Origin of the sequence: Fischerella sp. PCC 9605, assembly GCF_000517105.1 — a bacterium.
Lineage (GTDB): Bacteria > Cyanobacteriota > Cyanobacteriia > Cyanobacteriales > Nostocaceae > PCC9605.
The window spans coordinates 1,231,458-1,253,360 of sequence record NZ_KI912149.1 but is presented as its reverse complement, the minus strand read 5'-3'; the positions used below and the strand labels follow the sequence as shown (position 1 = coordinate 1,253,360).

Annotated in this window: 23 protein-coding genes and 1 tRNA gene; 6 read left to right on the top strand and 18 right to left on the bottom strand. The window is 43.6% G+C overall.

From position 1 onward, the window contains the following. Window positions 1-359 precede the first annotated feature (359 nt). A complete protein-coding gene (locus FIS9605_RS0120400) occupies window positions 360-1,028 on the top strand; it encodes a glutathione S-transferase family protein (protein WP_026734248.1) in 669 nt (222 codons plus the stop codon). A 62-nt stretch (window positions 1,029-1,090) separates the two neighbouring features. Here FIS9605_RS0120400 and FIS9605_RS0120395 read toward each other — a convergent pair whose 3' ends face one another. Both FIS9605_RS0120395 and FIS9605_RS0120390 read right to left on the bottom strand, forming a co-directional pair. After that, entirely contained in the window at window positions 1,091-2,212 is a 1,122-nt protein-coding gene (locus tag FIS9605_RS0120395) for an ABC transporter permease (RefSeq protein WP_026734247.1), read from the bottom strand. Window positions 2,213-2,489: 277 nt separating this feature from the next. Then, window positions 2,490-3,014, bottom strand: a complete 525-nt coding sequence (locus FIS9605_RS0120390) for an outer membrane beta-barrel protein (protein ID WP_026734246.1) — start codon at window positions 3,012-3,014, stop codon at window positions 2,490-2,492. A 273-nt stretch (window positions 3,015-3,287) separates the two neighbouring features. Here FIS9605_RS0120390 and FIS9605_RS0120380 point away from each other — a divergent pair, with 273 nt between their 5' ends. Beyond that, the gene (locus FIS9605_RS0120380) at window positions 3,288-4,265 is read left to right on the top strand and encodes an aldo/keto reductase (protein ID WP_231510403.1); all 978 of its coding nucleotides are present in this window, start codon (window positions 3,288-3,290) and stop codon (window positions 4,263-4,265) included. Between the two features lie 184 nt (window positions 4,266-4,449). Here the strand turns inward: FIS9605_RS0120380 and FIS9605_RS0120375 are convergent, their stop codons facing one another. The 9 genes from FIS9605_RS0120375 to FIS9605_RS0120335 form a co-directional block, all read right to left on the bottom strand. After that, a complete protein-coding gene (locus FIS9605_RS0120375; RefSeq protein WP_026734244.1) occupies window positions 4,450-4,875 on the bottom strand; it encodes a hypothetical protein in 426 nt (141 codons plus the stop codon). Between the two features lie 362 nt (window positions 4,876-5,237). Then, on the bottom strand, window positions 5,238-6,362 hold the full coding sequence (locus FIS9605_RS0120370) for a site-2 protease family protein (RefSeq protein WP_026734243.1): 1,125 nt from the start codon (window positions 6,360-6,362) through the stop codon (window positions 5,238-5,240). A gap of 125 nt (window positions 6,363-6,487) precedes the next feature. Next, a complete protein-coding gene (locus FIS9605_RS0120365; protein ID WP_026734242.1) occupies window positions 6,488-7,516 on the bottom strand; it encodes an NAD-dependent epimerase/dehydratase family protein in 1,029 nt (342 codons plus the stop codon). Window positions 7,517-7,533: 17 nt separating this feature from the next. Further along, on the bottom strand, window positions 7,534-8,190 hold the full coding sequence (gene clpP, locus FIS9605_RS0120360) for an ATP-dependent Clp endopeptidase proteolytic subunit ClpP (RefSeq protein ID WP_026734241.1): 657 nt from the start codon (window positions 8,188-8,190) through the stop codon (window positions 7,534-7,536). A 78-nt stretch (window positions 8,191-8,268) separates the two neighbouring features. Beyond that, a complete protein-coding gene (locus FIS9605_RS0120355) occupies window positions 8,269-8,607 on the bottom strand; it encodes a cupin domain-containing protein (RefSeq protein WP_026734240.1) in 339 nt (112 codons plus the stop codon). An 18-nt stretch (window positions 8,608-8,625) separates the two neighbouring features. After that, window positions 8,626-9,483 carry a nucleotidyltransferase domain-containing protein gene (locus FIS9605_RS0120350; protein WP_026734239.1) on the bottom strand — a complete coding sequence of 286 codons (858 nt, stop codon included), beginning with the start codon at window positions 9,481-9,483 and terminating at the stop codon, window positions 8,626-8,628. A gap of 230 nt (window positions 9,484-9,713) precedes the next feature. Continuing rightward, window positions 9,714-10,292 (bottom strand): SRPBCC family protein, encoded by a 579-nt coding sequence (locus FIS9605_RS0120345; RefSeq protein ID WP_026734238.1) that lies wholly within the window; start codon window positions 10,290-10,292, stop codon window positions 9,714-9,716. Next, complete coding sequence (locus tag FIS9605_RS0120340) at window positions 10,277-10,612, bottom strand: ArsR/SmtB family transcription factor (protein ID WP_026734237.1); 336 nt, start codon at window positions 10,610-10,612, stop codon at window positions 10,277-10,279. The genes FIS9605_RS0120345 and FIS9605_RS0120340 overlap by 16 nt, the downstream gene beginning before the upstream one ends. Window positions 10,613-10,672: 60 nt before the next feature. Then, a complete protein-coding gene (locus FIS9605_RS0120335) occupies window positions 10,673-11,215 on the bottom strand; it encodes a PadR family transcriptional regulator (RefSeq protein ID WP_026734236.1) in 543 nt (180 codons plus the stop codon). Window positions 11,216-11,419: 204 nt separating this feature from the next. On the opposite strand from FIS9605_RS0120335, the gene FIS9605_RS0120330 reads away from it, so the two are divergent. Beyond that, window positions 11,420-12,313 (top strand): pirin family protein, encoded by an 894-nt coding sequence (locus FIS9605_RS0120330; protein WP_026734235.1) that lies wholly within the window; start codon window positions 11,420-11,422, stop codon window positions 12,311-12,313. Between the two features lie 73 nt (window positions 12,314-12,386). Next, a complete protein-coding gene (locus FIS9605_RS0120325) occupies window positions 12,387-12,713 on the top strand; it encodes a hypothetical protein (protein ID WP_026734234.1) in 327 nt (108 codons plus the stop codon). An 87-nt stretch (window positions 12,714-12,800) separates the two neighbouring features. Here the strand turns inward: FIS9605_RS0120325 and argJ are convergent, their stop codons facing one another. Then, entirely contained in the window at window positions 12,801-14,114 is a 1,314-nt protein-coding gene (gene argJ / locus FIS9605_RS0120320; RefSeq protein ID WP_026734233.1) for a bifunctional ornithine acetyltransferase/N-acetylglutamate synthase, read from the bottom strand. A gap of 210 nt (window positions 14,115-14,324) precedes the next feature. Here argJ and FIS9605_RS42870 point away from each other — a divergent pair, with 210 nt between their 5' ends. Next, window positions 14,325-14,570 (top strand): hypothetical protein, encoded by a 246-nt coding sequence (locus tag FIS9605_RS42870; protein WP_155960472.1) that lies wholly within the window; start codon window positions 14,325-14,327, stop codon window positions 14,568-14,570. An 879-nt stretch (window positions 14,571-15,449) separates the two neighbouring features. Here the strand turns inward: FIS9605_RS42870 and gatB are convergent. The 3 genes from gatB to FIS9605_RS0120295 form a co-directional block, all read right to left on the bottom strand. Then, window positions 15,450-16,925, bottom strand: a complete 1,476-nt coding sequence (gene gatB, locus FIS9605_RS0120305; RefSeq protein ID WP_026734232.1) for an Asp-tRNA(Asn)/Glu-tRNA(Gln) amidotransferase subunit GatB — start codon at window positions 16,923-16,925, stop codon at window positions 15,450-15,452. A gap of 479 nt (window positions 16,926-17,404) precedes the next feature. Beyond that, window positions 17,405-17,478: transfer RNA gene (locus FIS9605_RS0120300), tRNA-Val, on the bottom strand. A 110-nt stretch (window positions 17,479-17,588) separates the two neighbouring features. Next, window positions 17,589-18,905: a hypothetical protein gene (locus FIS9605_RS0120295; RefSeq protein ID WP_026734231.1), complete on the bottom strand. Its 1,317-nt coding sequence runs from the start codon at window positions 18,903-18,905 to the stop codon at window positions 17,589-17,591. Between the two features lie 169 nt (window positions 18,906-19,074). Here FIS9605_RS0120295 and FIS9605_RS0120290 point away from each other — a divergent pair, with 169 nt between their 5' ends. Then, a complete protein-coding gene (locus FIS9605_RS0120290) occupies window positions 19,075-19,851 on the top strand; it encodes an SDR family NAD(P)-dependent oxidoreductase (RefSeq protein ID WP_026734230.1) in 777 nt (258 codons plus the stop codon). 86 nt (window positions 19,852-19,937) lie between these two features. On the opposite strand, the gene FIS9605_RS0120285 is transcribed toward FIS9605_RS0120290, so the two are convergent. The 3 genes from FIS9605_RS0120285 to FIS9605_RS0120275 form a co-directional block, all read right to left on the bottom strand. Beyond that, a complete protein-coding gene (locus FIS9605_RS0120285) occupies window positions 19,938-20,717 on the bottom strand; it encodes a photosystem II S4 domain protein (RefSeq protein WP_026734229.1) in 780 nt (259 codons plus the stop codon). A gap of 96 nt (window positions 20,718-20,813) precedes the next feature. Next, entirely contained in the window at window positions 20,814-21,308 is a 495-nt protein-coding gene (locus tag FIS9605_RS0120280; RefSeq protein WP_026734228.1) for a hypothetical protein, read from the bottom strand. A 153-nt stretch (window positions 21,309-21,461) separates the two neighbouring features. Beyond that, window positions 21,462-21,842: a hypothetical protein gene (locus FIS9605_RS0120275; protein WP_026734227.1), complete on the bottom strand. Its 381-nt coding sequence runs from the start codon at window positions 21,840-21,842 to the stop codon at window positions 21,462-21,464. Window positions 21,843-21,903: the final 61 nt, after the last annotated feature.

Here is a 21,903-nt window from a genome sequence, read left to right as displayed (position 1 = left end):
GCGATCGCCACTAGTTGTGTAGGCTATGAAACTGTTTATATATACATAAAAAGCACCACCAGAATTTATTACTAAGCATTTATACTAAATTTATGCTTGAGTGAACCCAGTTGCAGCGCTAAACACAATCCTTAAATATAAGCCTTAAAGCTATAATAACCAAGCCTGTAAAAGCAGGCTTCGCTCGTGTAGCCCCACTCTTTAGGGTGACGACTACCGTTAACCAAACCGCATTGAGTATAAAATTGGCATTGCCCGCCCTACTAGTTCACCACTACGCGTCTATAGTGCTCAATTAAGCACGCTTTGTGCTTACTGCGAACCCAGTAACACTACTCATTAAACAGTGAGATTATCCCATGCTGACGCTTTATCACGCGCCCATGTCTCCCAACTCCCGCCGTGTTTGGATTACACTGCTGGAAAAAGGACTTGAGTTTGAACTAGTACAGATCAAGCTGGTGGATGGGGAGCAGTTTAAACCAGATTTTTTGGCAATTAGCCCTTTCCATCACATTCCAGTTTTGGTAGATGACGGCTTTAATATAGTAGAATCCTTGGCAATTTTGGACTATTTAGAGGCAAAGTACCCAACGCCTGCGATGTTACCAAAAGATGTCAAGGATTTGGCAGTTGTGCGGATGGTGGAATTGGTAACTATTAATGAGTTGATGCCAAATGTTCTTCCACTATCTACGCTGATATTAGGTTTGCCTGGAGGAGATCCAGAAAAAATCAAGCAAGCACAGCAGAAAGTTGCAACGGTGCTGAAGTTTTTTGAAAGTTTATTAGACGATCGCCCTTACTTTGGCAGTCAAAACCTAACTCTAGCCGAGGTTGTTGCTGGAACTATCATACCCTGGTTGTCGAGAGGGGCTATGTCTTTAAGTGAGTATCCAAAACTAAGTGCTTGGTGCGATCGCTTAATAGCACGTCCGGCATGGCAAACTACCGAACCAACACCAGAGATAATAGAAGCAATGAAATCTCGCATGGCGGCGAGAATGGCACAGCAGAATTCAGGTTAAGCGAAATTTCTGTACCAAGACTCTTCTACAGGCGTGCGTTCAAGTTTCAAGTAGGCGATCGCTTAACTCAACTGACTGCGAAACCTCTTCACACTGATAGTCATTAACACCACTGCAAAACCAACTAATGCCAGAACGTTCATCCACAGAACATCTATACCTACCCCTTTCAGTAAAATGCCCCGAACAATGGTGATGTAATGACGTAAGGGATTGAGGAGAGACAGGACTTGGAAAAAGGGGGGCATCGCTTCGATTGGGGCGATCGCGCCTGAAGTCTGCACTAATGGCATGTTGATAAAAAAGGATGTGAGTACTACTTGCTGTTGCGATCGCGTAATTGTTGCCAGCATCATTCCCAAACTAATTCCTACGAATAAATACATACTCGACAAGCCGAAAAATAACAAAAAATTACCACGAAACGGCAAATTAAAGACAACTAGTCCTAAAGTCAAAGCAAGCAGTACATCCCCCATCATCAGCAACACCAAAGGCACAATTTTTGAGAGTAAAATCTCCCAGTCTGCCGCTGGTGTCATCAATAGCTGCTCTAAAGTTCCTGTATCTTTCTCTTTGACTACCGTCACTGCTGACACGAGTGTGCCAATTAACGTTAAAACTAAACCCATGACACCTGGAACAAAAAACCAGCTACTCGTTAGTCCAGGATTGTAGAGAAATACCACTTGAGGTGACACAAAAGAACTCGTCTGAACTTGTGCCAACCCACGATTGTACTGTTGAATAATCTGATTCATGTAGCCGCTGGCAATACCTGCTGTATTCGCATCCACTCCATCAATGAAAACTTGAATTTCTGCTGATTTTTGTGCTAATCGGCGCGGAAATTCTGGTGGAATAATGACGCCCACATCCAGCTTTCCCTCCTCTACCTGACGACTCAATTCCTTCTCACTAGTAGGAACTGATTCTAAAATAAAAACGCGATTAGAAGTCATCGCTGAGACTAATTCCCGACTTGCCTCAACATTGGCATAGTCAATCACACCTAATCGCAAATTGTGAACATCAGGATTAAGTGCCGTGCCGTAGATCAATAATTGTACTGTTGGTGGCACAATCAGCAATACAATTAACTGTTTGTTACGCAGAATTTGCCGAAATTCTTTGCGTACTAATGCCCAAAATGGACTCTCTAATAATCGGAGAATATATTTCATAAAACTTTTGGAAATATTGCTTTGTTTTTTAGTTTAGAAGAGAGTAACGCCTTCCACCAATAGCTTGTAGCGCTTCTATTAAACTGCCACTTATCACCGAGTATACTACTTGAAATCTGCTGTATATCGGCGATCGCCTTTGGTCATCCTCCAAATAAGAAAACCCTAACTAGTAAGCATTACTAGCTAGGGCGTAGATTTTATCCGGCATATTTCGAGTGTAAATGCCTATTGGCATTCTATGGCTACTTCTCTTAAGACTCGCACGAAGGTTCCATTAGAAACGCAGACCTATACCTGTTTGGAAACTAAGGGCATCAGCATCACTATTTTCGTAAGCGTCAATACCCCACTTCGCATCACCATAAATGACGGTATTTTTGGCAACTTCTGATTCAGCACCAAGAGTTACCACAGGAGCATTTCTATTTCCCAATTGAGTACTCTTACCTTCCTCGGTAATAAACGAGTAACCACCACCCAAATAAACGTTGGTGTTTTTGGCAATGGGTGCATCGTAAGTTAGCATCGGCATTAATGCAGTTGCATCGCCACCAAACAGAACTGAACCGCGAAGTGAAACAGGCGCATTAGGAATAGCGGCTCGTCCTTGCACATTTCCACCTAATAAAGCTGCGTCATTTTGTTGTCCTCCATTGGTGACGCCAGCAGCAACACCAGCACCAATGTAGCTACCGTTCATACCGCGTGGTTGAACTGGTTGTTGAGCCGAGGCAAAACCAGCTGAGAAGATAATAGAACTAGCAACCAGTGCGGCAGTTGTTAAACTAGCAATCCTCATAGGTTTCTCCTCACTAGAGCAAAGTGCAATTAATACTCTCTAGTTCTAGGTTCACCTTTTTTAAGAGTTTGGATATCATCCACTTGGATGACCCGAATTGATGATATTTTTTTCATCTACTTGGGTGAACACATTCGGCAAACCAAAAGAATTTTTCTAGGGAATATGCGGCTAGCTAAGGTATCAATAAAAGGTAAAAAAATTGAATTGGGCAGAAGTAAATTAGGCAGCAAGTAAAACAGTCAGTTCTGAAGCTATTCATGAGGCGGCATAGTGCAGTGTGCGATCGCTCCATTTATCTCAAAGTCTATAGCCTTATCTAACAGTTTTAAACTTTTTACATTTCGTCAATTCAGTAAAGCGATCGCCTATGGAACTGCCATAATATCCTCAAGAATTCCTGCTGGCATATACAGTGATATAAACAAATGGGAGCAGTTGACCGTGAAGCTAGTAACACAACAGGGAAAGACAGCAAACATTCTCGGTTTGGCAGGGCAACAGCAGATGGATGCCGAATGTGTCTCAGCAGCATGGGAGGCAGGAATCAATTACTTCTTTTTTTATAATCTGGAGTTTGAAAACTTCCTGGATGGATTAAAGACTCTCTTAACGACAAAGCGCGAACAGGTGTTGGTTGTAACGGGGAGTGAAAACCGAGATAGGAGTAAGTTACGTGATTATCTGGATGCCTGTCGTCATCGCCTCAATGTTGATCGAGTGGATGTATTCTTTATTGAATATGTCTCCCCTAGTGATGACATAATTCAGGTTCAGGCGCTGCTTGATGAATTGTGGTCATGGAAACAAAAAGGACTTGTGCGTTACGTGGGAGTTACAACGCACAACCGACCTATCGCCTTAAAACTTATAGAGCGTGTTCAGTGTGAGGTGTTAATGCACCGTTACAATATGGCACACCGGAAGGCAGAAGAAGATGTTTTACCCAGCGCTCAAAAAGCTAGCATTCCTGTAGTCGCGTTCACCTGCACGCGTTGGGGATCGCTGCTGAAAGGGCATCCCAACTGGCAGGAAAAACCACCCACGGCAGCAGACTGTTATCGCTATGTGCTACGTCACCCAGCCGTACATCTAGCACTCACTGCTCCAAAAAACAAGCAACAATTAGAGGCAAACCTCTCTGTTCTACACTCTCCGCCACTCTCTCCACAACAAGCAGCCCATTGGCAAGAATATGGAGATTTGATTTATGGGAATGGTCAAGATGCATTTGATACTCAATGGGTTTGAGAAGACAGCCTGATTGAATCGATGAGTAAATCTTCAAATGAAAAGGAGGGCTTGGAGATATAGGGTGATGGGGCATGGGGCATCGGTAAGAAAACCAATGCCCAATCCCCAATGCCCAATTCCCAATCTCCCCACCTCCCTATCTCCTCCTCTCCCCCTCTCCCTCGATATTTGTGGCGAGTTATCAGCGTGGTTCCCAGTCTGGACAATCTACTTTTAATTCTGGATGCACTGCACAAGGCAATAAATATTTGCCACTGTAGAATTTACAGTTTCGGCATTTTGAGTATTTTGAGTATGGAGAAGAACTCTTGATTTTGTGGCTGTACTGTTGTTCCTCGAACTCTAGCTGCGAGTTACCGACTGCCTTATCATACATCGCTGCTAAGAAAGCCGAACCCGTCAATCCGATTAGACCAATACCACTAGTAACCGCACCAACTTTCAAAGATTTTTCTATGAGTTGCCTATAAGGTTGAAGAAATTCCTCAGTTACCAGAAAACTATAACTTGTTAGCCCTACTGTACATATCAAAATTCCTGGCAGGAAGATTGTGAAATAACAAAAGTATTCCATCTTTGGTAATAAGCACTCTCTAATCCAATTCATAGAAACCTCGCCACATTTCCTCACAACAACTTTGTGGATGAGAGATATAAACGTTTCAGAATGTACTTACTAGGTAGACGCAGTTTCAAGCTTTGCAATCCCGATATCCGATAAAATCTACTTATCGCTGCTGTTGAGCGGCGATCGCACCTTACCACATGCGTCATTGTGATGCCAAGCCAAAAAATAGCCCCCTATTGGGGGCATTCTATAAAACAGGCTAATATTGAGTGTTCTTACTTAGGATTGCCTCATTCTTCTTAAAAAACATGGGGTAAAGGGCAAAGGTTAAAGGGTAAAGGAATTTCATTAATCCTTTCACCTTTTCCTTTTACCCTTTCCCTACTTCTGCAAGAAGTCTATTATGCAGGGTTTGTTTGCACTCTTTTTTGGAGTAGGTTAATAATTGCAGCTTTTTCTAAGATTCCCACTAGTGCTCCATTGTCGCGAATCACAGGCAGTGCAGATAATTTTTGTCCTTCGAGAAGCTGTACTACTTCCAACAAGGGTTGATCGGATTTTACAGTGCTAGACACCTCGATTGGTTGCATGATTTCTCTGACTAGAGTTTCTGACCACAGTACAGCAGGGATGGAACGCATGTCATTAACATTTACTGCTCCCAGTAATTGCCCGCTATCATCTGTTACTAAGAACCGACGCCAGTTTTGTCCATTCAAGATTTGCTCATCGGCAAACTCTCTGAGGGTAAGATTGGCAGATACTACCGGACTATTAACTGTGACTGCGTCTGCTGCTGTCAATCCTTGCAGTTGTTCTTGGACTCTAGCAAACTGAGCCGCATTACCAGCATTTTGCAGTAAGAAGAAACCGATTAACAAGTTCCAGAAGTTAGCAAAGCTGCCAAAGAATAGTAGCGGAAGTAAACCAGAGGCGATCGCCACCCAACCAAAGATTTGTCCAACTCGGCTGGCAAAAACCACACCTTTATAAGGATTACCCGTAATTTTCCATACTGCTGCTTTCAGTATATTTCCGCCATCCAAAGGCAAGCCTGGAATTAGGTTAAACAGCGCTAATGCCAAGTTAATATAAGCTAGCAAACCAAGAATCGCTGCTAATGGGCCAGATGCGGCAGTGGCAAAACCAATTGCTGTAAATATACCGAATAGCACCAAACTAACTAAAGGGCCAGCGATCGCTACCCAGAAAGCTTCAGCTGGGGTTTCCGATTCTTTTTCTAAGCTTGCCAGCCCGCCAAATATAAACAATGTAATTGATTTGACATCAATTTTCTGGCGAATGGCAACAAAGCTGTGTCCTAATTCATGGGCAACAACAGAGCTAAATAACAATAGCGCCGTCATCAATCCTAGTAGCAAAGCCAATCCCCCGCCTAATTGGGGAAATTGCGCCGCTAGTCCATTGCTATAACTCCAAGTCACCAAACCTAAGACAAAGAACCAGGACGGATGGATATAAAAGGGAATCCCAAAGAGGTTGCCAACGCGAATCGTGCCATTCATGTCGTTTACCTTCGATTTTTCAGCTTTGAGAAGTTTTTTCACCTCTCTTGATGACTTTATCGTAACGAAATGTTAAGCACTTTTAATCTTGTTAACTGTAGTGGTGTCCGTCCCTTTAGGTGTGGTTATGCGACTTTTGTTAAAATCGCATCTTCTGTGGCATAGTCGAGCAACCACGGTGCTGCGAATTGCTGCGGTTGTTGGGGTGAATGATTCCACTGCCAATTAATTGTTCGTTGCAGTGCTTCATCTAGTGAAACAATTTCCTCATATTCCAACTCTTGACGGATACGAGTTGAGTCTACAAGCCAATCTTGTTCTGTATTGACGGGTAACTTCCACTCTGGAGGTAACTGGCTTTTGGGTACGACAACAACTTTGCCCTGCCATTGTGCGATTTTCCCGACTCTGGTGACGCGTTCAGCTTCAGTAAGTACTTCTACATCAGCAACATGATAAATGCAATTGGTTGCGCGTTCATTTGTCGCTGCTAGGGCGATCGCATAAGCAATATTCTCCACATAACCGTAAGAACCACACCACCTAGCGATACTCTCTTCCAAGAGGATCGCAGAACGGCGATCGCCCATCCTTTGCAAGTATGGAAACAGGCGGTTGAGTGGGTCGTTTTCACCGTATACCATTGGCAGGCGTACAATTGTCCCAGGTAAATCGGGGTTTGCCATCACTACCTGTTCCACCAGAATCTTTTCATAATCCACTGGTGCATCAAGGGGTCTAATTGGCATTTCCCGGAATGGATACAATGAGGAGCGTAGGGGCGAATCTTCAGTAAGTGGTACAGGTACAACTTCTGATTCCTTGCCTAAAATCACCTCATAGGCACGATACACATCCATACTGCTGATCGTAACGACACGCTGAGCCATACCTGCAAATGTGTTCATCAGCGTGAGTGCGTCTTGTTCGGTGTAAGCAACCATATCTACTACAACTTGGGGCGAAAGCTGCTGAAACTTGCTTTTCATTTCAACAAGTTGAGAGCGATCGCCCAAAATTTCATGCACATCTGGTGGTAAGTTTGCCTTAGTTTTTCCCCGATGAAATACACTCACTTCATGACCCATTGCGATTAAGTGACGAACTACAGGAGGGCCAATAAAATTTGTACCGCCAATGATGAGAATTTTCATGGTTGGTATCCTTTATTTTATCTTCCATTCCACTGCTGTTTATCGATGTCAGGACTGGTTGCAGATTGAAGAGATGCAGATGTTTTCAGGATGATACTGTCAATTAATCCGTATTCTTTTGCTTCTTCAGCACTCATGAAAAAATCGCGTTCTGAATCCATTTCAATTTTTTCTATTGATTGACCAGTATTAGTAGCAAGTATCCTGTTGATTAATTGGCGGAAATACAAAATTTCTTTAGCTTGTATTTCAATATCAGATGCTTTTCCTTGAGCGCCTCCTGATGGTTGATGAATCATAATCCGAGCATTAGGTAAAGCATATCTTTTACCCTTAGTTCCAGAGGAAAGCAAGAACGATCCCATTGAGGCAGCAGTACCGATACATACAGTACACACGTCTGAACGAATTTGGTTCATAGCATCGTAAATAGCCATTCCTGCTGTCACCGAACCTCCAGGACTATTGATATACAATGTGATATCTCGCTCTGGATCTTCGGCGTCAAGAAATAGCATTTGTGCAACGATGAGATTAGCTGTCTCGTCGGTAACTTCGCCTCGCAAAAAGATAATTCGCTCTGCAAGTAAGCGTGAATAAATATCTAATGCTCGGTCGCCTTTTTCGGATGGTTGAATAATAATTGGGATACTGGGTTGAGTTGGAGTGTTCATATTTGGTATCTCCAAAAAGTAGAAATCGGTTGTTAAGGAACCACAAAGACACAAAGACACAAAGAAAACAAGAAATTTTTATAGCTGCTCAAAATCTCCCATTTGACCGAGACGAATGGTAATAATCTCAACGGATGTAATTGCTTTATGAGGGCCGTTCTTGGTATTAGCAGGCGTAAACCAGAATGTTCCTGCTTTGCATTCACGTCCAGCAGTCTCGATAGTCCCTTCAAGGACGTAGACATACTCATCACAAGGATGGTAATGAACGGGAATCAAGGTACCAGCAGCCATCCGAAGTCTATGAATTGAACCTTGTGGAACTGGTTCTGCTAATGGCAGAATTTGTGTTCCTGGAAATGGCTTCATATCAAGCCACTGTTGCGTATTAGTGTCAAGAAAAATCTGTTGAGCCATATTTAATTCTCTGACTGATTAAAATTTGTCTGACCACAGTTTGTAATGTTGCCAAGCTTCTGTTGTATCCACCTCTGGCATATGCTTTTCTACCAAAGCAAATGTTTCTTCAATTAGTTCACCTAAGTGACTAACAGCAGTTTCAGGAGACTCAAGAAAAATCTGCTTGAGACGAAATGAAAGGTTAGGTGGAGCAATTGTCATCTTATTGATGAATTTATCCATGCCTTTAAATGGCACGGAATTTACGGGATGGTAGAAGCGATTTAAGCCCAACAGTACTCCCATGAGGTTCTTCACTGCTTGCAATAATTCATCTGTTAAAAACAGCACATCTTCCCGTTGAACACCGTAATTTTGTAAAATCCATAATCCGCGAAAATGCAGGTGCTTTTTCACAATTGCTTGGGCTAATTGGTCGGGATAATTTGCTACTTTAGCCTTCCATGTTTTAATCAGTTCAGCACCATGCAATGGAATCATTTCAGAGATACCAGCCAGCATGTACAGCATGATATTGTCCGGATCGCATTGCTTTAGGAGGGTTTCAATGTTGCACTCACCAAATTTGATGGTATGGTGGCCAAAATCACTTTTGACCCCCCGGACAAAGTATTGATCGATAATCAACCCATCTTCGCGATCGCTAGCATGGATTCTATAGTCTGACCCTTTATTCTGTTCATATGCTGCCTTGAGTTCTTCGTCAGAGGGTAATTCTTCGTAACAAATCATCATGTCGATGTCTGAGTAAGCATCGGCTTGTCCGCGAGCAACAGAACCACCAACTCCTATTGCTTTCACTTTTGGATTAGCTAAGTATGTAGCTGCGTTGTTTTGCGCCAAGGCAAGCAATTGTTTACTGGCGTCGTTCATTTTGTTATTGAGGTTTGTATTGAAACGCAAAGGTACGCAGAGGTAAGCGCACGCCTGTAGCAGAGTTTTGGTATGTGTGAATTTAGGCGTTGCATATTTGCGGGATGATTTTATTTTCTTTGCTAACTAGAAAACTTCTTTCTTGGCGCTCTTGGCGTCTACCCTGCGGGAAGCCGCTTGCGCGTCTATGGCGGTTCGTAATTCATCCCCTCTTTGTGCAACGCCTGAATTTAATTTGGTACTAAAATTTTTGGCAGTTTTTCATTGAGTTTGTATTCCCATCCACCATTCAGAAAAGAACTGAGAATGAGGCTATCTAATGTCTCATACTTGCCGCTGGGTATTGAGGGGAATATAGTGTTGCGATCGCTCGGTGCTAGTGTCTGCGTTACCGTTGAAGACTCATACATGAATTTACCTTGCCACGGTTGGGAAAGGTTTCTTGATTGATGTAGAGCTGTTGCAGGCAATGTTTCTACTTTGTGCCTCAATCCTTTATGTTCAAGTTGAAGTTTAGTACCGCCATCTACAGGTTTAAGCGTCCAGATAACAATTGAAGGCTGGCACATCATACTGTCTTGCCAAGTGAAGGCAAGCCGTTTTGGCTCGTCGAGTTCAATCACTTCACAGTCTATATTTTCTCCTAGCCCTGGCAATGTTGAATGCACAAATCGGAATTTATGCCCCAAACGCGGCTCAAAGTCGTTTTCCATTAGCCATGCTGCCAACGCCTGACGGTTGGTGAGTATCTGCCAAACCCGCTGGGGGGGATAGGGATAGAATGCTTCTATATTCAAGTTTCGGAGCATGAATTTTCCTCCAAGTAATTGCCAAGGGCATCTAGTTTTTCTTGCCAGAATTGCTCGTAATCAGCAATCCAATTAGATATCTGCTTCAGTGGCTCCGGGTTCAATCGATACAGGCGCTGTCGCCCTGCTTTTCGCATTTGTACTAAGCCTGCTTCACAAAGAACCTGTAAGTGCTGAGAAATAGCTGGCAAGCTCATGGCAAATGGCTCAGCTAGTTGTTTGACTGGTTGCTCACCAGTACGTAACAGATCCAATATCGCCCTGCGTGTGGGATCTGCGATCGCCACAAAAACATCGGCACTGGCAGCAGGTCTACTCATTCAAATTAACCATATATTTAAGCAAACGCTTAACTATTGATATACTACATAAGCAATTGCTTAAATGTCAACATCGCGAATGACATTAATAGCTGTCTTTAGCCAATCAATGTAAGTTTGTTCTCTGCGGATCGCCAATTCTAGTACGAGTCTTTGCATCATCTGCTCACGACTCGCACAGCGATCGCCGAGTGCTGGTAACTCAATCTTTTCGCACTCAGTCAGCTTTTCAATATGTGCAGCTAACTGCTGTTCTAGCAGTTGAATGATGGCTTCATTAGGTAACTGTGCTGCGAAAAATAACTGCATGAGCAACGGTTCTCGTATCGTTGGCAAAGGCTGAGGACATTGAAGCCAACGGATTAATTCGGCTTTTCCTGCTTCAGTCAGACTGTAAACCTTGCGATTAGGGCGATCGTGCTGAATCTCAACGGTACAAGTAATCCAACCCTGCTCAACTAGTTTATCGAGGGTTCTGTAAATCTGTGCCTGATCGGCTGGCCACAAGTGAGCAATACATCGATCAAAGCAGCTTATTTTTAGGTCATAGCCCGTCCTTTCTTCTTGCTGAAGAAGACCCAAAATTGCATGTGCTAGCGACATAGACGGTTTTCCGAAACTAAATTAGGGGAAGCTCTCTCTGTTACTTCTTATATAGTTTTATGCTAATATATGATTAATCAAATATATGATTTATCTAGCACTATTGATGACAGTGTGCTTGGACAAAAACTCAAAGCCCAGAATCAAACGGATTTTTGATATTTGACCCCGCGCAGCGGTATTAAGGAATCAAGGAGGGGATCGATGACGACTCAAACACAAACGATGCGAACAGTTGCAGGAATCATCAACAGTGTGCAAACACTAGAGGGTGAAGGCATGTTGGTTCGTCGCCCATTTCCCAAGAGCACCTTTTCAGACTTCGACCCTTTCCTCCTCCTTGATGAATTAGGCCCTGTTGATGTTGAACCAGGTCAGGCGAAGGGAGCACCAGATCATCCTCACAGGGGCTTTGAGACGGTATCTTATATCCTTGAGGGGTATCTTGAGCACAAAGATTCGCAAGGACATGCGGGAAAGCTTGGCCCCGGTGATGTGCAGTGGATGACCGCAGGAGCAGGTGTTGTCCATTCAGAAATGCCAGAACGGGAATTTGCTCGTACAGGCGGACGGCTTCATGGACTTCAGCTATGGGTGAACCTACCCCGTCGCGACAAGATGATCGAGCCTCGCTATCAGGAAATCCCGGCTCAAAGAATCCCAACTGCTCAAACTCCTGATGGTTCGGTAACTGTGAAAGTAATTGCTGGAGAAGCGCTAGGAGCAAAAGCTGTAATTGAAACACAAACTCCGATTATGTACCTGCACTTCAAGCTGCAACCAGGTGCTAGGATAGTTCAGCCTGTACCAAAAGAATATAACGCCTTTACATATGTGCTTGATGGAGAAGGCTGGTTTGGTGTAGATAATGAGCATGTGGGAGATGGGCAGATGGTAATATTTGCACAAGATGGTGAGGAAGTGGCGATCGCCAATCCATTAGATGCGAAATCACCCTTGGATGTGCTGCTCATCGCTGGCGTACCACTCAACGAACCAGTTGTTCGCTACGGTCCATTCGTGATGAATACCGAAGCAGAAATTATTCAAGCCATAGAAGATTATCGTAACGGGAGGATGGGTTACATTGACTTCTAACACACTTCTACAAAGAATACATCAACATCAATACCTGCGTGATTTGAGAAACAAATTGCTGCACCTTCATAAGATGCTACTTGATACAGAACGCATCACCTACGAACAGGTGCGGGGACGAGTATCGAGCGGAGAACTTCTTCAACTCGTGATTGAGCATGAACAATTTGCTTGGTTACATCGCATTTCTGAGCTTGTTGTACAAATTGATGAAATGCTAGAAGCAGATCAACCGATATTGCTGGATGACATCCAAAATGTGATTGCCAATGTCCGCACGCTGCTCACACCACAAGAAGCAGGGAATGGGTTTGCAAGAAAATACTACGCTGCTCTCCAGCGTGAACCTAACGTTGTGTTGGCACACGCACAGGTAACAGAACTGCTTGCATCCAAGTAAATCAGGCAAAGTAAAGCATTATAATACGCACCGTGAAGTACCTCGCGGTGCTTTTCCATATAAACCCAGTAAATATCCGGTTAAAATTTAAGTCGTATACTCGGCATTAATCTTGACATAGTCATAACTCAAGTCACAACCCCAAGCTTTGCCGGAACCATGACCATTGCCAATACTAACCGAGATTATCACTGGATTGTCTACCCGCTGCTTCTGAACAGTGCTGCGATCCACGGATAGATCGTTGCTCATATTCGTGGCGATCGCATCATGTGGCAAAGAAGAATCCGCTGCTGTTTTTTTCAGATATTCACTTGCTGCTTTACGATCAAAAGCTAAGGGTTGACCATTCTCCATCATCAAGAAATTCCCTAGCTGAATCCTCAAGTTTTCTTGTTCAAACAACACACCTGCACGTCCGGCGGCGGCGGCGATGCGTCCCCAGTTGGGATCGCGTCCAAAGATTGCAGATTTGACCAGAGAAGAACCTGCTATGGTTTTGGCAACTTGGCGGGCTGCTTGTTCATCGTGTGCGCCAGTTACTTGCACTTCAATTAAACAAGTTGCACCTTCGCCGTCACGAGCGATCGCTTTTGCCAAATGCTGGCAAACTGCTGTTAGCATTGCCTCTAATTTTTCCGCTTCGTGTCCCGTTTCCATAATTGCAGGGGTACGGGATTCACCGTTGGCAAGGCCAATTAAGCTATCGTTGGTACTGGTATCGCCATCAACGGTAATAGAATTAAAGCTTCTATCAGCTGCCCTGCTTAACATCTGCTGCCAAAGATGGGGCGAAACTGCTGCATCACAGGTGACAAATGCTAGCATCGTTGCCATGTTGGGATGAATCATCCCAGAACCTTTGGCAATTCCGCCGATTCGCACCGGGCGATCGCCTATTGTTGTTTCTAGCGCGATAGATTTTGTCACTAAGTCTGTAGTAATAATTGCACTTGCGGCGGCATCAGAGCCAGTTTCTGATAGTGCTGCTACTAGTTGGGGAATTCCTGCTTTCAGCTTATCCATTGGTATGCGCTGCCCAATTACCCCAGTCGAAGCGAGTAGCACAGATTCTGACGGAATGTTAAGTGCGTGGGCTACTGCCATAGCAGATTCTAGCGCATCTAACCAGCCCTGCTCACCCGTAGCAGCATTTGCCTGTCCAGCATTGCAGAGAATGGCACGGGCACTATGCTTAGCTTGTAAGCGTTGGCGGCAATAATCCACGCACGCTGCTCTCACATGGCTGGTTGTGAATACTCCTGCTGCGATCGCTTCCACATCTGATAATATCAATGCCAAATCCGGCAATCCCGAAGGTTTCAATCCAGCCGTAATTCCAGCCGCCCGATACCCTCTTGGTGCTGTCACACCACCAGTAATTTCCTGCCAGTCTGCCATGATTTTTCCCCCACGACTATTACTCGGCTGACTGGCGATTATATCAATTATTAGTCCTTTGTCATTTGTCCTTTGTTAATAGCTTTTGACAAATGACCAATGACCCTTACGGGTACTCTGCGAGAAGCCCTACTCTGCGAGAAGCCGCGCTGCGCGCGTCTACGCAGTCGCTCATCGGGGGAACCCCCTTTGGAGCGCGCTGGCTCACCAATGACTAATGACCAAAAAAAAAGAGAGCCACTTGGGCAGCTCTCCAGATCATCAGGGTGCATCTATTTAACATATTATACTATGTTAGGGATGTGGGGCAATACACCTCAGTTAACTTTATTTGTGCTGAAAGTTCTTGGAAAAATTTCTGAACTACCTGCAAACATGAAATTGTTACCAAATCATCACCAAATGAATGCACGCAGCAGGGATAGTAAGAGCAAAGTAGAAGCTAGATTTTTTTGATAGTTGCTAAATCATAGCGTAATAGCAAAAATTCCAAAAAAAAAGAGAGCTTTTGGGCAGCTCTCCAGATCATCAGGGTGCATCTACTTATCATATTATATCATTTTTGTTATGTGGGGCAAGACCCCTTACTGAGTTTTTTATTAAAATCTTCTTAAAAAATCTCCGTATAAGCACGATCAGCAAGAGGGGGATTTTCTTTGTCATTTTAATCCCTCAAACATACTTAATCAACAACCCGAGTAACAACCCATACTATTTTGGATTGTGAAAGCCTTGTTTAATGAGTATTTCAGCGCTTTATCTATCGCATTCATTTTGGGGATTGGTGATTGGGTATTAGTGATTGGGGATTGGGTACTGGGTATTGGGTACTAGGTTCCTAATCCCTAGTCCCCCTTCGGGTACTCTACGAGAAGCCCTACTCTGCCTTGAGCCGCGCTGCGCGCGTCTACGGGTTCGCAGTCGCTCATGGGGGAAACCCCCAAGACCGCGCTGCTCACCGCCCTGACGGGCGTCTACGCCACTTTCCCCTATAGGCAAAAGCCAAGACGGGAAGTGGTCTCACCAGTGCCTAATCTCCAGTCCCCTTTAAATTGGTACTCTTACAAAAAAAGAGAGCCACTTGGGTAGCTCTCCAGATCATCAGGGTGCATATAGATAGCACAGTATAGCATTAGAGCGATGAGGGGCAATACCCCTTTTTAGACTGCTGATACGCTTTGAGATTGCATATTTTTTCTTGAGGGTTGTCAAGAGTCAAGAGTAAAAAGTCCAGAGTTTTTTGACTCTTGACCCTACCTACCCTGCACCGAAGCCGCCCTTGCGGGCGTCTACGCTGCGCCCCTTGGGCATGCTTTTGACTTCCGCCTTGCGGACTTAAGCATTTAGCTTTTTCTCCACCAATTCGTTAGTCAACTTGGGATCGGCGCGTTTGTTGGTTTTTTTCAGAACTTGCCCGACAAAGAAGCCTTTGAGATTAACGTTACCGTTACGATATTTTTCTACTTCTTTGGGATTGGCAGCTATCACTTCATCGATGATGGGTTCTAGCACGCTGGGATCTGCGATTAACTCTTGACCTGCGAAAGCTTTCTCGGGAGAAACACCACTCAACAAATCGGTCAACTTTTGTTTAGCTTGGGCATTGCTAATTTTGCCCTTTTCGATCCGACTGATGACATCAGCGAGATTGGTAGGAGTGAGGGCAATATCGGTGATGCTGAGTTTATTTTTGTTGAGGTAAGCAGCGATATCTTGAGTAATCCAGTTAGCAGCTGCTTTGGGATTAGCACCCGCTGCGATCGCCGCTTCAAAATACTCGGCAGTAACGCGTTCCTCAGTTATAACTCGCGCATCGTAGGTTGAAAGACCCAACTCATCTTCGTAGCGACGGCGCTTTTCGGCTGGAAGTTCCGGTAGTTGAGTTCGCCACTCTTGTAATTGTTCGTCTGAGACTTCGATTGGTGCTAAATCAGGTTCGGGGAAGTAGCGATAATCGCTAGAACCTTCCTTACTCCGCATACTGACTGTGCGCTGAGTACCTTCTTCCCACAGGCGGGTTTCTTGCACGATTCTTTCACCAGCTTCTACAGCTGCGATTTGGCGTTCAATTTCGTATTCAATCGCTTTTTGAATGGCGTTGAACGAGTTCATGTTTTTAATTTCTACCTTCGTGCCAAACTGCTTTTGACCGACAGGACGCACAGAAATATTCACATCGCAGCGCAGCGAACCTTCTTGCATGTTGCCATCGCTGACACCGAGATAACGCATAATCCGGCGTAATTCTTGGGCGTATTCAGCAGCTTCTTGTCCAGAACGCAAATCCGGTTCCGAGACAATCTCTATCAACGGTACACCAGCACGGTTGTAGTCTACCAAAGAATAGGCAGAACCGGAAAGGCGATCGCTACCTGCGTGTACCAGTTTGCCTGCATCTTCTTCCATGTGCAAGCGAGTGATGCCAATTCTTTTACGGACGGGGTTTCCATCCTCATCTACCAACTCAATTTCTAACCAGCCGTGTTCGGCAATGGGCAAATCGTACTGAGAAATTTGATAATTTTTGGGAAGGTCAGGATAAAAATATTGTTTGCGATCGAATTTGCTATATTTGGCAATTTGACAGTTCAGTGCCAAGCCTGCTTTAACGGCGTATTCTAGTACCTTTTCGTTGAGTACGGGCAACACACCCGGCAAACCCATACACACCGGATCGATGTTAGTATTGGGGTCAGCCCCGAATTCTGTGGAGCTAGTAGAAAAAATTTTGGTTTTGGTACTCAGCTGACAATGGGTTTCTAGACCAATTATTGCTTCGTACTCAGTTTTTACGGTCGTAGCAGAAGTCATAAAAACACAAATTATGGCTAATCCTCATTTAGGCTACTATTGTAGACTGCTATGGACTTGGTCTGAATACGGTTGTTTGGGTGGAAGCAAAAGGAAGATATATTCTAAATTCTGGCGTTGCTGAATCAAAAGTGGCCAAGAACCCAAATAATTAGTCACTGTACAGTATTGGTCAATACAGTTCAGATAAGCCCATAATCCTTTGTAGAGACGCGAAATTTCGCGTCTCTACAGACTAATTTTTTGTACCAACAATCCTTAACTGAACCGTATTGAGGTATTGGTGGGTTATTATAATTTTTATGGAAGGTTGAAAGAGAGCGCTACGTTGACATTATCGCTAGAGTGTCCGTGGATGAATGTCATTAATCTGTCACTAGCACTTAAAGGACACCAATGTGTCCCGACGACAATTAAATAGTCACGATGACAGTAATTTATCACCGATGACAAACAATTAGTCACTGTACAAATATATATGGACGTAACTGGATTCGAACCAGTGACCTCTACGATGTCAACGTAGCGCTCTAACCAACTGAGCTATACGTCCGCACTTTTGCTAGTGTAACATAGATTTACCTAAAAAAGCAACTTCCACAAATTATTTATTGTCCCAGGCTTGCCACAGACACTCGCCCGCTCTCCACACCACACAAAAGCCTACTGTTGCAACTTTTGCTGTGCTGATATTAGCAGTTGTTGTGCTTCTGCGTAAGCAATTGTTCCCGGTTTAATAGTTTTCAGGTGATTGATAATTCCCATTAACTCACCTTTAAATTGGTTGCGATCTGTGGGAGGATAAGCAATTAGCCTTTGAATTTGCTCGTTAGCTTGTTTGAGAGCTTGTGTTGACTCGCTTTCTGCTTGCTTGCGAGTTTGCACAATCCCTAAGTTGCTCTGATATGTGGCCAGTAACTTTTGTGCTTGCAAATAATTTGGTTCTCCAACTTTAACTTTTTGTAGCCGCTCAACTGCTTCAAACCACAATTTTTCTGCTTGTTTCCATTTTTCTGCTGGATGGGGTGGATGTTGTGAAACTTGTGCAGCTTGCAAGGCAAATAGCTTCGCAGCCTCAATTAATGAGCTTGTCTGGTTATCACCTGTAAGAGTATTAGCAACTTTACCAAAATCGCGCTCGTAAGCTACTAGCTTTGTTTGTGCCGTTTTTCCTGCTAGTGTTTCTTTAGGTATTTGCTCTAGAGTATCCAGCGCTGCTTGCATAGATGCGATCGCTTTTTGTTGCTCTTGTGCATTCTTAGTTTGTTCGTATTGCTGCTTTGCAGTCTGAAGAGCTGTTTTTGCGTCTGTTAATAGCGTAAAAGCATTTTTTTCTTGAAAAACCTTCGCATCCATCCGCGCTACCCTGCGACGAGCATCTTCAAATTCATCTAAGGTAAACTTCCAAGTGCAACCAAATAAGCTACAGTAAGCTTGAGGAGAATACCCTAAAAACCAAACTGGTAGGTTGTCCAGATGCTTTTGTGCTTCTTTGACTTTCTCGGCACCACGTTCAATATCAGCTTGGCTTGTAGCTTGGTTTACTAACTGATCTGCTTGTTCAACGTAGTTTAATGCCCCACGATAGTTACGATCCATACTCATAAAACTGGGTAACAGCAAGATTGGTGCTGTTTTGGCTACAGATAAGCGAATCATCGGATAGGGTAAATTTATTACCCACATAACCCCAGTTATACTTGTTACTATAATAGTCACCCATTTTATTTTGCTGAAAATACCAGGTGGCTGATTAGCTCTTGCAGCTTGCTTTATTGCCTTCTCGCTGAATTGCGGAAATACGTCTACAACTGTGTCGCGCAGTTCATCTACATTGACGGGATGACCTTTTTCTCGCCGCAGTTTTTCTAAACGTTTCATAACGATTTGGCGCTCGGTTTTGCCAATCTCGCCATCACTGCTACATTCTTGAACTTCGGCACGTAAGATTTCAAAAGCTCGTTTGTTGAGACGGTACATAAAAATACTCAGTATTTTATGATTTTAGTATTCCCGTCAGTAACCAAAAATTTACAAAACTTACTCAGTGAAGCTTTTGCCTTTGGGTATATGACTATAGGCGGGTCAAACTTGCTGCAAGTATTGTTAATATCTGTAAAAAGATTAACGAATTCTCATAATATTTAAAATGCCAACTGCTTTAATTACAGGAGCCTCTGCTGGTATTGGTAAAGCCTTTGCTGAGGAACTAGCTGCACGCAATACAAATCTTGTTCTCGTCGCTCGTTCAGAAGAAGAATTGAATGAACTGGCAAAGCAACTACGAGAAAAATATCATATTCAAGTTGACGTTATAGTTAAAGACCTCACAGAACCGGGTGCTACTGGTGCTGTGTTTGATTTCACAAAAGAAAAGGGATTAACAATTGATTTATTAATCAACAATGCTGGTTTTGGCGACTATGGAGACTTTGCTGAAGCAGATGAAGAACGGCAAATTAAGATGGTGCAATTGAACGTTTTGGCATTGGTAGATTTAACTCATAAGTTTATGCGCCTGATGCGAGAACGTCGTTCTGGAAGCATAATTAATGTATCTTCTTTGGCTGCATTTCAACCCATACCTTACCTTTCTGTTTATGCTGCCAGCAAAGCTTTTGTTCGCAGTTTTAGTGAAGCATTGTGGGCAGAAAATCGTCAGTATGGTATCCGCGTTCTAGTATCTTGTCCAGGGCCAACAGAAACAAACTTTTTTACAGAAGCTAATTTCCCTCCAGAACTTGCAAGTAGAACAAATGAAGTATCTACAGTAGAAGAAGTAGTGCGCGAAACCCTCAAAGCTTTGGAAAGAGGAGATTCTACAGTTGTCATTGGCGGCTTTAGCACTCACTTAATCACAAAATTAGCTGGTATTGTTCCACGCAAAACTCTGCTGAATATATTGGAAAAACAGTTTAGGGTATAAGAGTCATTTGTCATTAGTCATTTGTCATTAGTTAGTGGTTAGTGGTTAGTGGTCAACAACCAACTAATACCTACTAACTACTAACTCTACATATAACGAGTCAGTTGAACGCGATATCTGTCTTTTTTAGTGACAGCAATATCCCCAACTTCTAAACGTCCTTTACCACGAATGGCGATTAAATCGCCTGTTTTAATTTGAGAACTAGCTTGGGTTACTTCCTTCCAATTGACGCGTACATCACCACCATCAATCAGTTCCACCATTTTACTGCGGGACATGCCAAAGCCAGCAGAGGCGATCGCATCCAGTCGCAAGGAAGCTTCGACGGTAGTTAATTCTTTTTTCTTTGGTTCTCTTACCTTTAACTCGCTTAAATCAATGCGCTGAGTTTTGACGGGAACTGAACGCACCTGCTTGAGGTTTATCTCTAAAAATTCCACCAATTCCGGTACGACAATTGCCTGCGCTCCGCGTTCTCCCAGTACAATAATATCCCCCGTCTTTTCGCGGATAATGCCAGTTCCCAATATTGCCCCTAAAAAATCGCGGTGAGTAGCAGTATCAAACAGAAAATTACCAGCAATATCCAACGCGGCGACAGCGACTTGAGATATATCTAAGGGAAGTTCGGAACGAGCGATCGCTATTCTCTGGCGTTCTGCTTGCGGATATCCTCCCCATACCAGTAATTGCACCTCGGTTAACCGACTAAATACCTGTTGGATTTCCGCTAACTCTGGGGGAGAAAGAAAATCCGTCAAAACCACTTCCCAAGTTTTAATAGCTTGTTCAGCTTGATCGATTACACGAGCAACAGTATCTCGATTTTCAACACCTTTTAAAAGTTCTTCTCTTGGTAGCATTATTAAATAATTTTGTTGGTGGTTGGTAGTTGGTAGTTGGTGGTTGGTAGTTGATGGTTAACAAACAACAAACAACAAATAACGAATAACTAACAACTATTCTTTGTAACCTTGAATATTTTCTGGCTCAAACTGACGTAAGATCCGAGTTGCTTCACGGGTAACACTTTCAGAGCCTTGCACTACTATTAGGTATTTACCTTCACTCAAGCGGTTGCGGTAGGGTAAAGCATCACCACTACCAGAAATTAAGCCGACTCCACCACCGACAAATACACTACCCAAAGCACCACTGGCGGCCCCTAGTAATCCTCCAACAACATGATTACCAACTTCACCTGCCCAAGCAAAGGTATTCAACCCAGTGATGAGACTGAAAGTTGCTCCTGCAAAAAATCCAAAGGGTATTAGCCAGAATGCCATGAATCTTGCCTGCTTTATGGCTACTTCCTTAGGGTCGATCAAACCAAACTCATCAGCCGTTTTGTAGCCTTTTCCCAAAATTGTACCTTTTATGCTTTCTTGCTCTAAGGCTAAGTAAGCTGATTCTGCTTGGATGCGGTCTGCTAATACAGCAACAAGGTAATTCATTGAATGTAACAACTGTTGTCTGACATTAAAGTTTTGTCCTAATTAACAGGGTATCAGTGGTTATTAGTTAGTGGTTAGTAGTTAGTAGTTAGTAGTTGGTGGCTGATTGGAACAAACAACAAACAACAAACAACCAACAACCAAAAACGATCCTCACTCCAACACCTCATCTAACGGCTCACAAAAAGAGCTTACGCCTTGCTTGAGGACATACATTAAAACTGGTGTTGCCAAAATTTGCGGAAAACTCGGCATTGTTTTCAACTGTTCCATTATTCCCTTGACTGAGCCATTGAGCAAGTCATCGCGAAATCCTTGTTCGCAAATCACAGCACGCCACTTTCTTGCCAATGCGTCTAACCACTCTGAATTTGCTCTTTCTGGTTCTTGTCCGGCTCGAATAGCTAATGTCATTGCTGCATCTTCTAAATCGCCTTCACAATCCTCAATCAGATCCAGTGCTTCCATCACTGCTGAATCTTCTGCCAATTGAGAGCGAAAGCGTGCTATTTCTTGCGCTGTGACTTTTGTCATATGATAGATGTTTCCTAGCCAAGGGATTGACCACTCAGTTATGTTATTCCAATTTTGACAA